This window comes from Streptomyces sp. NPDC111656 (assembly GCF_055656965.1).
Window position 1 is genome coordinate 863,681 of sequence record NZ_JBVKCA010000001.1, and the last position, 14,756, is coordinate 878,436.

The following is a 14,756-nucleotide window of genomic DNA, read 5'->3' on the forward strand; positions in this document are numbered from 1 at the left end:
GCAGGCGCCGAGCCGTCGCCCGCCACTGCCACTACCGACCACGAGTTCACTCCTTGGAGGGGCGGTCCGGCAAGACCGCCCCTGACGCACCGTCAGCCCACTACGCTCCGGACGATTCCTCTGACCAGGCCAGATAGCGAAACGCTGCTGGAGTATTAGCGCGCCCTCTTCGCCGGATTCTACGAGTCTGCGGACGTCCAAACAGCGAGCTCGCCGCCTGGCATACACACAATCCGCTCACTTGGGGAAGTGTAAGTCCACGCCTCGAAGTCCGAGTTTGGGGAGACCGAGATCCGCACCCCTTGGGCGAAGAGGAGCGTGCACGTTCCGTCGGTTGAAACGCTAGCCTCGGCTACTTCCTGACGCATCAACTGAACTAGATCAGCGGCCCTCTTTCCGGGCGCTTCCGGTTCAAACTCGAAGGAAGTTGCGCCTTCCCCCTCGATGTGGGCAGTTGTTTCAATCCTCAGCTCCGCTCCGTCGCTGGTGAGGATGGTGAGTGCCTCATCGAAACATACCCGCGTGACTGACTGCCCTTCGAGCTTCATCATGCTCACCATCCTACAGGCACGCCGTATTTACCGTTCGAGTCGATGGGGAAATGGGTATCTGCATTAGGTCCCGGCTTCCCATCCAGCTTAAGCGGTTGCCCCTGACCGTTGTAAAAGCGCACGTATCCATTCGGGTACCTGGGTGTTGGATTCATGATCCTGATGCTGTTCGCATTACCTGTTGCACCCGCCTCTTGGAAAATTATTCCGTTCCCTTTGTCGCTGGTCCTTGCCTTCCATTCCCCCTTGATTCCGGGTGCGCGACCGGGGGGAAGTTCAGGCCCTTCGGCGCCGGTCCCGCCCTTGCCCAGCAGGGGTCCCGGAACTATGGGAACCATGTTCTTCTTCTCGTGCGAGCAAAGGTCACCAGGCGGACACGGCGGACCATCGATGATCGTCCCGAGAGCGTCTTTCCAATGCCCTCTCTTGATGTCCCCGATAATTCCTTCATGCCTTCTGCGCCGGAGTTCCGCAATGCGCCTAGCCTCGGCCTTGGCCCTCGCTTGGGCCTCGGCCCTGGCCTTGCGCTGCGCCGCAACCCTTGCGTTGTAGTGGTAGACCTTGTAGGTACTGGGGTTGGCACGATAGTCGGCGTATTTCTTCCGGGATGCTTTGTCCTTGAGCGGGGTCTGCTTCCAGACCCATTTGCCGTTCTTCTTGGTGTAGCCGCCCGTCATGCCGCGGTCGGCGGCCCATCGGTCGTCGTTGTACGAGGCTCCGCCGGCGGGGCCGTCGGGCCTGAGGCCGTCGGGGTCAGACTTGGTGACCGGGCTGTTGTGCGCGTAGGAATAGGCATTCATCTGCGCCGGTTCATCGACGTCGATGACGGGGTCCACGGAGAGGAAACGGCCGAGTGCCGGGTCGTATTCGCGGGCGCCTAGGTGGACGAGGCCGGTGGGGTCAGTGGTGCCGCCGACGTAGCCCCGGGTACCGGGGACGATTTCGGCTTGTTGGGATCGCGTCTCGCCGAAGGGGAGTTGCTTTCGGCGGGTGATGGCGAGCGTGGTCATGACGACGGCCGCCATTGAGGTGCCCTGCTGGTCAGGGAGGATGAAGGAGAATCCGCTGCCGGTGCGGACTGCGACGGTCTGGCCTTCGTGTGTGTAGTAGCGGATGCCTTCCTTGGACCCGTCCGGCTTGATCTTGAGTTCGTTGTCGCCTGGCAGGGTGAGGGTCTTGGTTCCGTCGGCGTCCTTGGTGATGAGACGGTCGCCGTCCGCGTCGTACTGGTAGCTGGCGGTCTTGCCGTTCTCGGTGAGGGTGGCGAGGTGTCCTTCGTCGTCCCAGGTGAGGTCCTGGGTGGTGGCGCCGATGCTGCGCTTGGTGGTGTTGCCAGCGGCGTCGTATTCGAAGGCGCTCTTGCGGCCGTCGTTGGCGCCCCCCTTGACGGTGGCGGCCTGCGCGGCATGGGGCAGCCGCGCTTTCGGGTCGTTGTGGGCGTAGGCGGTGGTGGCGTCCGAGCCCGCCATGGCGCCGGTGCCGTGATCGGTCTGCTCGATGCGGTTGCCGACAACGTCGTACTTGAACGACTGCCAGTAGGCGTCCGGCCCGCCCACCGTGCTGGCTGAGGGCTGCGTGGTGCAGTCGGTCTTGGCAGTCCAAGCCTCGGCTAGCCGGCCCAGGGCATCGTTGGTGAAGCACTGGGTGTCGACCGTCTGGCCGGCGTCCTGCCCGCTAGCCGTGGTGATGCCGGTGACGTTGCCCGCGTCGTCGTAGGCATAGGTAACGTCGTCGATGCGTTGGGGGGCGAGATCGCGGTCGGTGGTCTGCTGGTTCAGACGGCCGGTGAATTCGTCGTACACCTGGGTTTTGTATACCCTTTTGCCCAGTGTGCCGTATTCGGTGCGCACGGGGCGTGAGAAGACGTCGTGGCTGGTGGCGTTGACGAGGGTGACGGCGCCAGCGGTGGCCTTCTGGGGGAGGTTGCCCGGCCCGTAGACGGTGGTCTGGCGTTCAGTGGGCAGGTTGCCGACCGCCGGGTGCTTAATCCATTCCTGCTGGCCGGTGTAGGTGTTGTAGCCGTAGGTCCAGGTATAGGTGCCGGCCCCGGCACCTGCTTCGGCGGGGATGGTGACCGTGCTGGACGTGGGCTGGTAGGCATCGTTGTAGGAGTCGACGGCTGAGATGTACTGCTTGCCGTCGATGTAGCGGATGCTGCTGGACAGCTGGCCCTTGGCGACGGTGTCGTAAGTCCACTCGGCCAGAAGGGAGCTGCCCTTCTTCAGTTTGGCCTTGCGTCCGAGTTCGTCGTAGTCGGTGATCAAGGTGGTGCCGCGGGCGTCCGTGGCCGTGACCGGGTTACCGACCTTGTCGTAAGTGGTATGGCTCATAGCCTTGTTGTCGGGGTCATCGACGTCGGTCTGCTGACCGCGTGCGTCGAAGATGTACGACCAGACATTGCCCGCCGGGTCGGTGACGGACAGCGGCTCGTCCCACTTGCCGTAGGTGTAATGGGTCTTCAGCGAGGACGTACGGGCCGCGTCGGTGTACTCGAGGCGATCGGTGGTGCGACCGCGGGCGTCGGTGATCACCGTGGTGGAGGTGCCGCCCTTGGGCGGGATCACCGTGGTGCGGTCACCGTCGTAGATTGTCTTGGCGCGGTACTTCTCGTCGCCGTGGGACAGGGCAATGGCATCGGTGACGCGGCCCAGGCCGTCGTACACGTTCTGCGTCATCGCGGGAACCGCGGTGTCGGCCGCTTTCCACAGGCTCGCGGACGGCGCTCCGTCGGTGTAGTAGGCGGCGTACGACTTCCAGGCGTTGCCGAGGGTGTCGTACAGCGTCTCGGTCACGATCCGGTTGCTCGTGCCGATCGCCGGGGCCTGGGTCTCACGCGGGCGCAGCAGGCCGTCGTAGAGCTGGTAACTGGTGGCGTACGAGCCGTCGTACTGCAGCGACTTGGTCGCCACGGCGTTAGCGGTGGTGCTGGAGAAGATGGTGTAGCCGTACTCGGTCGAGGGCTGGGTTGGGTGGTCGATCTTGGCCCAGCCGGGCTTCCACACCTGTACGGTGCGGCCGAGTCCGTCGTAGGTGGCGTCAGTGCGCTTGCCGTTGGTGTCGGTCACGGCCGTGACCACTGCGCGGGCCGGGTCGTACTGGGTCGTGGTGGTGTGACCCAGTGCGTTGGTTTCCGTCTCCGCGGTGGGCGCCTCGATCGTGGTCGGCGTGTACCGGGTGGTGGTGGTGTTGTCCTTCGCGTCGGTCTCGGACAGCTCCCGGCCGTGCTGGTCGTAGGTGTGGCGGGCGGTGGTCAGATAGCCAGTGCCCTTGTCGTCCTGCTCCTCCAGGCGCGTCACGTCGCCCTTGGTCGGTGTGGTGTCCAGGCTGGTGGCGTCGTCGTAGTAGTGCCGTTCGACGGAGATCAGGTCCGCAGGCAGCAGCGGCGACTTGTCGCAGGCGACAGCGACTGTCCGTTCTTCTTTGATCAGCGTGAGGACGTTCGCCGTCGCGTTGCGGGCGTAGCGGGTGGTGGTGCACTCCTCATCGCCCGAGGTGGCGACATCGCCGAGGTCGGACTCGGTCAGGACCAGGCCGTAGTCGTCGAAGGAACGCACGGTCCCAGTGGTACGCCAGGAGTCGCCGACGGCCGTCCGGGTCTTCTCCTCCTGGCCGCCGGTGGCGTAGGCGTTCAGGGCCGACAAGCCACTGCGGGCCTGGGTGGCGGTGGCTTTGCTGTGCCAGGGGGTGTAGCTGGTGGTGGTCTCCAGTTTGCCGCCGTCGCCGTTGAAGGTGGCCTCTTCCCGGGTCATTCCCGCGTAGGCGGGGTGGTCTGCGACCGCCGTGCCTTCGTGGTCCTTGACGTCGGTGCCGTCGATGCCGCGGAAGTAGCGATACTCCTTCAGCGTCTGCTTGGTCGAGGCGGGACTGCCGGTGCGGACCTGGACGCGGCCGTATCCCTTGCGGTCACCGTAGGTGAGGTACTTGGTCTTGGTGAACTCGTCCTCGTCCTTGCCCCAGGCCATACCGTCCAGATAGCTGTAGTCGGTCTCCTTCACCGGCGCGCCGCCGGTGTTGTCCGACTCCAGGACCTGCGTGACGACGTAGGTATGGAACCAGTCCAGGTACGGCTCGTAGTTCGCGGCCGGGGCGTCCGGCGGGGACCAGATCACCGGGTAGCAGCGGCGGGTGTCGGACGAGGGGGCGGGTACGTCGCCGGCCTTGCAGTCGGGCTGGGAGTACGTGACGCCGATGGTGCCGCCGGTTTCGGTGTTGACGCCGTAGACGCGGTAACGGGTCAGTGGAGGTACCGGGTCGGGTTTGCCGCCGGTGGTGGCACCCTCGACTCGGTTGGCCAGCTGCTGTCCCTTGAAGGTGACTGCGGGCAGGCTGACATCGCCGGTGCCGGTGTGCCCGGTGCGGGTGATCGACGCCAGCCACAGCGCGGGCGCGGAGCCGTCACCGGTGGCGGGGAACTGCTGTGTCAGGGCCCAGCTATCGACCGGGTTGTAGGCGCCGCCGGTTAGGATCGAGGTGTCGATCTTCGTCAGGCGCTTGCGGTTCCAGAAGGACGGCGAGTAGCGGCTCTTGCACTCGTCATCCTTCTTGCAGTCTTGGTCGAAGGGCACGTCGGGCCAGTTTTTGGCGTGGCTAGCATCGAAGGTTCCGCAGTCGCTCAGGCACCGTTCGGAGACGGTGAAGTCGACACGGCCGGCCGCCTTGCTGCTGTAGACGCTGTTGGAACGCAGGCCGTAGTCGATGTGGTCCAGGTAGCCGCCCCGGTCGTAGGCGGTGGCGGTGGAAGCCCCAGTGCCGGCGTTGACGTTGAGGCCGTAGTAGTTGGTCTCCTTGGGGGCCCAGTAGTAGGCCATCGCGTCGGAATGGGGGTCGACGACGTAGTCGAGGTTCCACCGCCACGCTTGCTGGCACCAGGAGTCCTTGAACGCCGTCGCGTGGCACGGTTCATCGGCGTGGTTGCCGAAAACGGGGACCGTCCAGGTTGAGTTGGTTTCCGTCTTGCCGCTGGTCCAGCCGGGCAGGCGGTTGTAGCCGAAGTAGTACTGCGTGCCGTCCGGTGTGGTGATTTTCCAGTACTCGCCGTTGTCGTCACCGTTGCCGAGTGCTTTGTCGGCGAGCTTCTCCACCTTGGTGCCGTCGTCGCTCTGCAGGTGCCACTCGCCCTTGGTGTCGTCGTGGACGAGCACGTTGGACTGTCCGCCGAGGTTGAGTACGGCGTTGTCCTTCTTCCAGCACAGGTCACCGCTCTTGTCGGTGCCGTTGCCGTCCTTGGCATCGTCCGAGCAGGACACGTAGCGGCGCTCAATGTAGCCGGGTTCCAACGACCAGCCGTCGCCCACCCAGTTGGCCTGGTTGTTCGTTGCGGCGGTGCGTCCGTCGACCGCCTGTGAGGAGTAGGACAGACTCAGGTCCGGTTCGACTCCGCCGGGCACCTCAGGGGCGTCAAGGCCGTACGACCAGGTGAAGGCACCGTTGGAGCCGCCCGCCGACCAGGACGCGGACGCTGCCAGCGGGGTGGCCGAGAAGCTGCCCGAGGCCCCCGAAGCAGAGGCTGTCGCAGCGAGGAGCACTGTGCTGCTGCCGGCGATGGTCTTGGTGGCGCTTGATGCGGACGTGCCAGATGCATGTGTTGAAGGGCGCGACGACGTTTCGGGCTGTGCGTCTTGTCCCTCGGCGGCCGGTAGCGCGACCGTTGCCGAAAGAGTCTTGGCCTTGGTGTTGTTGTCGGTAGTGAGATCCTGGCCCGTACGGCAGCGCTTCTCGCCGGGGCTGGTCAGCGCACACTCTGGAAGCTGACGCAACGTCAGTCGGGAGGCCCAGTCGCCGCCGAACATGTACTGGAACGCCGAGTAGTCGACATCGATGTCGACGTTGCCCCTCGTTCCTTCTGTGGGGCGAAGGGCCAGGACGACCCCGTCGATGCCCAGCTTCCGGGAAGCCTGCTGGTCGAGTACTTCCACCTGCGCCCTGTCCGGGCCGGCCGTCGGTCTCGCAGCCTTTGAGTCAGCCCTGCCGATTCGCAGCGGCAGGCTGCCCGCGGCGACCGTGCCACCTCGGCCGAGCTGCACAGTGGCCTTGCCCGGCCGCGGCCAAGCGGCCTTCGGCGCAACCGTCCAGGCGTGCCGGCCTGCCTCGTCCGGTTTGCGCAGCTCCCTGGCCTTCACCGGGGACGTTGGCACAGGATCTGGCTTCTTCAGCTTGGCCAGTGAAAGCTCTGCCGCCGCGGCCACCGGTCCGCCCAGCAAACTGGCCACGAGGTAGGCCACCAGCGAGGCAGCGATCCACTTCACGGCCCGCGCTCGCCTACTGACCGCCCTGCCTGAACGCACGGATCTTATCCGCAAACCGGACACTTTCCCCCCACAGGAAGTTCACAAGTATGTAGATCATCTGGAACTTAACACCGAATTCCAGGAACACCAAGGGGTCATGAGTGGAATGCAGTCAGTTCCGGGCAGTGGCCGAAATTCCACCCTCGTGCAAAAAACTGGAATACCAGCGGACTGATCGGCGGAACTTGCATTCGGCATGAAACGGTCGACATGACGCAGCTCGTACACCATGGGCCTACTACTCCAGCCGTAGATCGTGATCTTGCTAGTAGGGACCCGTGCGGGCATGGGTGCGGCCACCGTTGATCATCGTGAGTTGTGTGGACTGACGAGGAGACGGTGGCTGCAGGTCACAGCATTGAACCCGCTCGTTGGCGGGACGCGTTCGAGGGCTTGATGGGCCGGGTCGCGGGGCGCTTCGCTCGGGTCGAACCCCGGCGCAGGGCGGCGCGGTTGGTGCTTGGTCTATTGGCGACCTGCCGCGCAAGACCGGCTGGACCATAGCCGAGCGAGTCGGCGAGACCGCCCCGGACAGCGTGCAGCACCTGCTGGGCAAGGCCAAGTGGGATGCCGATCAGGTCCACGACGACGTGCGCGGCTACGTGGTGAGCACCTGCATGACGACCAGGCGGTGCTGGTCATCGATGAGACCGGTGACGTGAAGAAGGGCACCGGCACGGTCGGCGTCCAACGCCAACATACCGGCACCGCCGGCCGGATCGAAAACGCGCAAGTCGCCGTCTACCTGGTCTACGCAGGTCAGCGCGGCCACGCCGCAGCGGACCGGGAACTCTACGTGCCGCGCTCCTGGACCTCCGACCCCGCGCGCTGCTGCCCCGCGGGCCTTGCCGAGGACACCGCCTTCGCCACCAAGCCGGAACTGGCCACCCCCATGATCACCCGATACCCGGTTCCTGGACGCCGGCCACCACGCGGCGTGAGTCACGGGCGACGAGGTGTACGGCGGCAACCCGAAACTGCGTGCCGCGCTGGAGGAGCGCGGCACAGGCTACGTGCTCGCCGTCGCCTGCTCCCACGAAGTCACCACCCAGGCCGCCAAGTTCCGCACGGACATCCTGGCCAGGTAACTGCCCAAGCAGGCATGGCAGAAGCTGTCCGCCGGAGCCGGAGCCAAGGGGCACCGCTTCTACGACCGGGCCGCCATAGACCTGCCCGACCCCGCCCTCCGGCAGCCGCCAACTGCTGATCCGCCGCAACCGCACCATCGGCGAACTCGCCTACTACCGCTGCTCCTTACCCCGTCCCGTACCCCTGACCAACCTGGTGCGGGTGGCTGGATCAAGATGGCGAGTGGAAGAGACGTTCCAGGCCGGAAAGGGCCTGGCCGGACTGGATGAGCACCAGGTCCGCCGCTACACGTCCTGGTCTCGCTGGGGCACCCTGGCCCTGCTTGCGTACGCCTTCCTCGCCGTCGTACGCGCAGACGAGCCACCCGCCCTGCATCCGATGCCCTCATTCCGCTCGCCTGCAACGAGATCCAGTGCCTGTTTATCACTCTCGTCGTCCGACCCGTCCACGACACAGCCCACCGGCTCGGTTGGTCGAACTGGCGGCGCCGCCACCAGGCCCGATCCCAGGCCAGCCACTACCGGCAACAAGCCACTCGGGCATGAAGATCACGATCTACGGCTGGAGTACTACCTGCCGCGAGCACCGCACGAGCCCAGAGGGGGAAGTCCTGCACCCGAAGTTCATCTGCACACCGCGAGACGTTCGGCATCTTGAGCGGGTTGCGTGGCGCACTTGAGTCTGTGAAGATCCTGTAGGGGGTGTAATGGAATTCAGGATTGGGAAAAACGGAATTCGGCAGTGCAGACGCACTGCGCCAGCTGCGGGCTTTTCTCGTGGTGCGGCCAGCGCATCGCCTGTGCTCGCCTCTTCAGGTGTCAGGACTCTGCCACCCGGTATGGGCCCTCTGCCAGGAGAAAGGGGCCCGTGCCGGGCTCTGAGGTGGACCATGGAATGCGGTCAGAGAGCTGAAGTATTCTTCGGTTGCCGCGCTCAGGGCCCGCAGGTGCACGCTACTTCTCGATCCCATGCAGCGCGCACCACTGCTCCTTTGTCCAGTGGCGCCCGCGGGAGCAGCCGCCTGGCCGACACTGGTACCAATCGGCACCAGGCCGACGGCAGTAGCCCGCTGGGCCCCAGCGCTTGGGCCGAACATCTCCGGCGGAGGTGACCGAACGTCGCCCGCCCACGCAAGTGATGGCCAGAAGATCTCCCCAGCTGGGCCCATTCATCCGTAATGCAGGCACCGTCAGCTTTGCCGGACCTCACCCCTGCCAGGGCGGACGAGAGCGACAGAGCGATCAGGCCAACTCGCCCCAATCCAAAGAGTATCCGCGGGCTCTCCGGTAGTCGCCGGCCTCGCCCGCCATGGAAGCGAAGAACCACTCCACTGCCGGCTGCGCCTTGAGTTGGTGGCTGCGAGCCCGTACCAAGTACTCAAAGAAGGATCCGTTATGAGGACATCCAGACGATGGCCGTGGAACAGCCGTCACCGTCGCAGAACGCTGACAGGGGCCGCCGCCTTGGCCATCGGTTCCCTGATATTGCCGGTAGCCGTCTCGGCGACCGCTGTAGCGACAACCGCGGCGGAGGCGCCTGCTGATCCGAAGCAAGACCCGATGGCTGCGGCCGTGCAAGAGGCGACGAAGACTGGCCAGCCCGTCGAGGTGAAAGCCAAGCGCACCGAAAACACCGAGGTCTACGCCAATCCCGACGGAACCTTCACCGAAGACCAGCACGCATTGCCTTTGAGGGTCCGCAAAGGGCACAAACTGGCGCCCATCGACGCCACTCTGCAGCTCAACCCAGACGGAAGCCTTTCAACCAAGGCGACAGCCGTAGATGTGACCTTCTCCGGAGGCGGCACCGGACCCATGGCCACCGTCACACGCGACGGGCGCAGGATCTCCTTGTTCTGGCCGGCTACGTTGCCGAAACCTGTCGTAGCCGCGGACAGCGTGACATACCCCGATGTGCTTTCGGACGTCGACCTGAAGCTTCAGGCTGGAGCCAGCGGTTTTGCCCAGCTCCTGGTAGTGAAGACCCCGGAGGCGGCAGCGAATCCAGAGTTGGCAAACCTCCAGTACGGCATGTCGACCGACGGCGTCGAAGTGAACGCCGACAGCAACGGCAACCTCACTGCCGTGAACCCGGCAGGGCAGGACGTCTTCACCAGCCCCACGCCCCGCATGTGGGACAGCACCACAGCAGCCGCCCCTCAGGGATTGTCCCGCAAGGCCGTGCAGGGCGCCGGAGACAACGGTGAAGAGGCCGACGTGCCAACCGGCGAGTTCGAGCCGGGTTACGGTGCCAAGCAAGCCGCAATGGACGTGAAGGTGACCAACACGCATCTGTCGATCACTCCGGACCAGGATCTACTGAAAGGGCCCGACACCCACTACCCGGTGTACATCGACCCGTACGTCTCGGGCGCCCGCGAGGCGTGGACAATCGCCTACAAGAAGTACCCCAACTCCTCCTTCTACAACGGAGTTGGATGGGGCGGTTCCGGCTCTTCCACGACTACCGCCCGTGTGGGCTACGAGAACGAGACGAACGGCCTGGCCGAGTCCTTCTTCCGCATGGACTCCAACAACCTGTGGAACACCAACAAGCAGGTCCTCAAATCCACCTTCCGGATCAAAAACACGTGGTCGTGGTCCTGCACGGATCGCCCCGTGGAGGCCGGTCTCACCGGATCCATCAGCTCCTCCACCACGTGGAACAACCGGCCCAGCTGGGCCCGCACGCTGTCGTCCGTCAACCAGTCGCTGGGCTGGGGCAGCGCCTGCCCAGCCGGAAACCTCGCCTTCGACGTGACCTCGGCCGCCAAGGACGCGGTTGCAAAGAAGTGGAACAACATCACCCTTGGCATGCGCGCTGCCAATGAGAGCGATGTCTACGCGTGGAAGAAGTTCGACGCCCACAGCGCGGTGCTCTCCACGGAATACAACACCGTGCCCAACGTCCCCACCGGCCTTTACACGTCGCCTGACAGTGGCACGAACTGCGGAACCACCACCCCGTACACCGTGATCGGCAACACCGACATCACTCTGGGCGGCAAGTTCACCGACTCCGACGGCGGAACAATCAAGGCCCACTTCATCCTGTGGCCCACCGGCCACGGCGGAGCAAGTAACGAGGTCAACAGCACCGTCTCCGCCACCTCCGGAACCATCAGCAAACTCGTAGTCCCCAAGACGAAACTGGCCACGCTTCTCAAGGACGCCGGCGTCACCGGAACAGCCACCTTCACCTGGTACGCCCGCGCCGAGGACGGCACCACCAGCAGCGCCTTCAGTACCCAGTGCCACTTCCAGTTCGACGGCACCCGCCCGAGTAACCCACCGACCGTCACATCGGCCCAGTTCCCCGACGGCACCGACGGCTGGCCAGAGAACACCAGCCCCGTCCGGACCGAAGGCACCTTCACCATCGCCAACGGCGGTGTCATCGACGTCGCCAAGTACGAGTACTGGACGGACTGGGATCCCACCGTCCGCGCCGCCACACCCGCTGCCCTCGGCGGATCCAAGGACGTGAAACTGACGCCCGTATCGGCCGGAGCCCACTTCCTCTACGCCCGCAGCATCGACCGGGGCGGGAACACCTCCGACCGCGTGGGATTCCTCTTCTACGTCAAGAGCCCCAACATCAAGGACGAACCGGGCGACCTCAACGGTGACGGCAACAGCGACCTGTACGGAGTGCGCACCGATGGCGGCCTCTGGCAGTACTCCGGCACCGGCAACGGATCTCTCAGCACCTACTCCGTAGCCAGCTCCACCAACTTCAACGGCGCCTCCATCACACACCGCGGCGACTGGACCGACGACGGCTACGAGGACCTCATCGCCACCAACGGCACAGCCGGCAGCGAAACGCTCCAGCTCTACCCCAACAACGGCTACGGCTACGCCTGCACCACCCCCGGGGAACAGGCTGACAGCGGCGCCTGCACCACAGGCCGCCAGGAACTCACCGTCTACGACCCAGCCAACAACCACTGGCAGAACGCCGACCAAATCATCGCCATCGGCGACGTCGACGGCCCTCTGGACGTCGATGACGACGGCACCATCGACGTACCCGGCTTCCCCGACCTCCTGGTCAAAGAAGGCGGCCTGTTGTGGCTCTACTACGGCGCGAGCAGCTACCACCTCGACGAAACCCAAGACCCTGTCCTCGTGGGCAACGGTGGATGGTCCGGCTTCGATATCGTCGCCCCGGGAGATGTCGACAACAACGGACACGTCGACATCCTGGCCCGCAACAAGGATGCCGGTGCCCTGTACTTCTACCCGGGGACTGGCCCCGCCGGCGAGGGCCTGGGTGAGGCCACAACCCGCGTCCAGATCGGCTCCGGCTGGACTCCAACCAACCGGCCACTGATCACATCGGACGGTGACGCCGACAACGACGGCAAGCCCGACCTGTGGGCCACCAGCCCCGATACCGGCAAGGGCCTGTACTTCTACCGGTCAGTAACCAGCATGAGCCACGGCACACCCGCCGCAGTAGGCACCACCGGCTGGCTCAACTTCCAGTCACTGACCTGACGGGCGCTCTCCACAGCTCCGGATCCGTGCACGCCGGCTACCCATGGATCCGGAGCAAGCCCGGCAACCGATGTTCCGAACCGGAGATTCGTCGAATGGCAGGCGGCGAAGTCGCCAGAGTGAGGTTCCCCGCCGCCGTATACCCTGACTGAACCGCTGCGGGATCGGTGGAGGCTCTATGCGTTAGCTCCAGCCGCCGGTTGGGGCTGGTGTTGAGCGTAGTAGTTGGTTTCATGCTCGTGGGGCGGGACGTGTCCGATCGCTGTGTGGAGGCGCTGGGCGTTGAACCAGTCGACCCATTCCGCGGTGGCGAGTTCGATGTCGGCGAGGCCGCGCCGGGGCTTTCGGGGCCTGATCAACTCCGTTTTGTGGAGGCCGATCTGGGATTCCATGAGCACGTTGTCCAGGGCGTCGCCGATGGTGCCGATCGAGGCGTCGATGCTGGCATCGATCAGGTGTGCGGTGAACACGAACATCTACTATCGGCCCGGGAAACCGGTGTTGCGACGACCGGTTGAGTGCGGGCTGATTGCCCGCATCCGAAGGCTGAACCAGCCCCGGTCCAGCGGGAGTTCCGGCGCGGTCGCGGCGCCACAGTGCGATGTCGAGGGCGTCGAGGACGAGCTTGGCCCGCTTGCTGGGGGCGGCGGACCAGCGGCGAGGCCGAGGAGTTCGGCCTGGGGCGACGTGTGTCGCTTCCGTTGTCTGCGGCCTGAAGACCGGTGCGGAGCTTCCGCTGCAGGCGCCCTCAGTCAACTCGACTGGATGCGGGCGTGTGAGGAAGACTGGGTACGTCAGGCGAGCGTTGGCGGGCGGAGAGGTTTTCCGAGCCGGTCCGCTGTGGGCGAAGTTCACCCGGCGTCCCGAACTCGCTGAGATCCTCATCTCCACCGGGGATGCTGTCATCCGGTACACCGGCCCTTCGGACTCGCCGTCTCGGGAGGATGTATCCGGCAATCATGGACAGAACTGGATGGGTCGACAGGTGGAATTGACCGGACTCGATGCGATCCGTTCGGACCTGCCCAGGTCGGGGTCCTGGCAGGGTGTCGCATGACACACTCGGACCGGGTCGCCACAGGAGGCGGCAGCGGGAGGTAGCACCTTGCTGACATTGGACTTGCACCCGATCTTCCGGAACAACCGAGACATCGAACTCTCGCTGCGGCAGCTCGTCTTCCAGGCGAAACGCACGGGGGAGCCCGTAGTGCAGATCATTCATGGAAAGGGCACTGGGCAGCTCCAGGGGCGCGTCCTCGCGTTCCTCGGCCAGAAGCACATCAGGAAGTTGTACGACCGCGTGGAGATCGACACGGCGAACACGGGCCGGATCCTGGTCCACTTCGCGCCACGCCCCTGAGTCCTCTCCCGCCTCGGTTCGGGGCACCGAGGCGCCCGTTCCGGGGCCGTCCATCCGGCGCCCCGGTTCGCACGCCATCTCATCTCAGGATGGAACGGACGCCGTCACCAGGTGACAGGCAAGTCGTATAGGCCGTAGGCGAGTTTGTCGTGCCAGAACGGGACGTCAGTCACCGGGACGGTCAGCCGTCCTCGCCGATGACCTGGGGCATCAGCGGGTGAACAACAACGACAACGAGACTGTGGCCCGCGCGGCCTACCTCCAGCAGGCCGTTGACGCCGGCAAGGTCACGGTCATCACCCGGGCCATCGGCATGCGTGGCCGCGTCCGGACATGGAAGCTGAGGGCCGAGCCGCTCCCACCGAAGTACCTCATCTCTTCCGACGCGCTCTCGGTCGCCGACCTGGACGCGACGAAGCGGAGCCAGATCATGTTCATGGATCGCGACGACATCCTGAACCAGTTCGTTGCGAGCAGTCTGCCGCTTCCTGCAGGCGCTCCGCCGTTGGGCGCAAGACCGCCTGGGCTTTCCGGGAACGGCACCGTTCTGAATGCGGCGTCATGGCGGGCGTCCGCGTGAACTGAGTCGTGATGCGTCGGCAGTAGCTGGCGAGGCTGTGGGCGGAAACCGAACGCCCGACCGGTGCCAGCGTTCCAGCCCGGGAAATCTGATCGTTCCCCGCTCGGCCGACGGCCGCTCCTCGGTGCGAACCGGACAGCCGGTGTGGCGCGCCGCTCGGCTGTCCGTCAATGCCGGTCACGGGTGGACGAGGAGTCAACTCATCGTTATCCCGTCCAGGGCAGGTTCAGTGCCGGTTCGGACAAGGTCTCCCGGGAGCGGTCGGGTCATGCGGTTGTGCCGGGGGCAGTGGGACGGTTGCGTAGTACCGTTCCGGGCGAGGGTCTGACTCATGACACCTTTGACCGAAGTGTCTTGTCGCGGACATGTCGACTGCCGTTGCGGGCG

At 65.2% G+C, this 14,756-nt stretch carries 6 protein-coding genes and 1 pseudogene; 4 read left to right on the top strand and 3 right to left on the bottom strand.

Going from position 1 to position 14,756, the window contains the following annotated elements; translation table 11 throughout:
* Positions 1–179 precede the first annotated feature (179 nt).
* Both ACZ7M3_RS04040 and ACZ7M3_RS04045 read right to left on the bottom strand, forming a co-directional pair.
* Positions 180–551, bottom strand: a complete 372-nt coding sequence (locus ACZ7M3_RS04040; protein ID WP_472060505.1) for a DUF6188 family protein — start codon at positions 549–551, stop codon at positions 180–182.
* A gap of 2 nt (positions 552–553) precedes the next feature.
* On the bottom strand, positions 554–6,859 hold the full coding sequence (locus tag ACZ7M3_RS04045; protein WP_472060507.1) for an RHS repeat domain-containing protein: 6,306 nt from the start codon (positions 6,857–6,859) through the stop codon (positions 554–556).
* Between the two features lie 375 nt (positions 6,860–7,234).
* Here ACZ7M3_RS04045 and ACZ7M3_RS04050 point away from each other — a divergent pair.
* Both ACZ7M3_RS04050 and ACZ7M3_RS04055 read left to right on the top strand, forming a co-directional pair.
* Positions 7,235–8,472, top strand: a pseudogene (locus ACZ7M3_RS04050) (IS701 family transposase).
* A gap of 807 nt (positions 8,473–9,279) precedes the next feature.
* Complete coding sequence (locus ACZ7M3_RS04055; RefSeq protein ID WP_472060509.1) at positions 9,280–12,429, top strand: VCBS repeat-containing protein; 3,150 nt, start codon at positions 9,280–9,282, stop codon at positions 12,427–12,429.
* 176 nt (positions 12,430–12,605) lie between these two features.
* On the opposite strand, the gene ACZ7M3_RS04060 is transcribed toward ACZ7M3_RS04055, so the two are convergent.
* Positions 12,606–12,899: an integrase core domain-containing protein gene (locus tag ACZ7M3_RS04060; RefSeq protein WP_472060511.1), complete on the bottom strand. Its 294-nt coding sequence runs from the start codon at positions 12,897–12,899 to the stop codon at positions 12,606–12,608.
* A 635-nt stretch (positions 12,900–13,534) separates the two neighbouring features.
* On the opposite strand from ACZ7M3_RS04060, the gene ACZ7M3_RS04065 reads away from it, so the two are divergent.
* Both ACZ7M3_RS04065 and ACZ7M3_RS04070 read left to right on the top strand, forming a co-directional pair.
* On the top strand, positions 13,535–13,789 hold the full coding sequence (locus ACZ7M3_RS04065) for a Smr/MutS family protein (RefSeq protein ID WP_472060513.1): 255 nt from the start codon (positions 13,535–13,537) through the stop codon (positions 13,787–13,789).
* A gap of 217 nt (positions 13,790–14,006) precedes the next feature.
* A complete protein-coding gene (locus ACZ7M3_RS04070; RefSeq protein WP_472060515.1) occupies positions 14,007–14,369 on the top strand; it encodes a hypothetical protein in 363 nt (120 codons plus the stop codon).
* The last annotated feature ends 387 nt before the right edge of the window (positions 14,370–14,756 follow it).

What these genes read in the sequence shown, in the direction of transcription:
- ACZ7M3_RS04040 (WP_472060505.1), bottom strand. Translation starts at nt 551, where the DNA reads ATGATGAAGCTCGAAGGGCAGTCAGTCACGCGGGTATGTTTCGATGAG.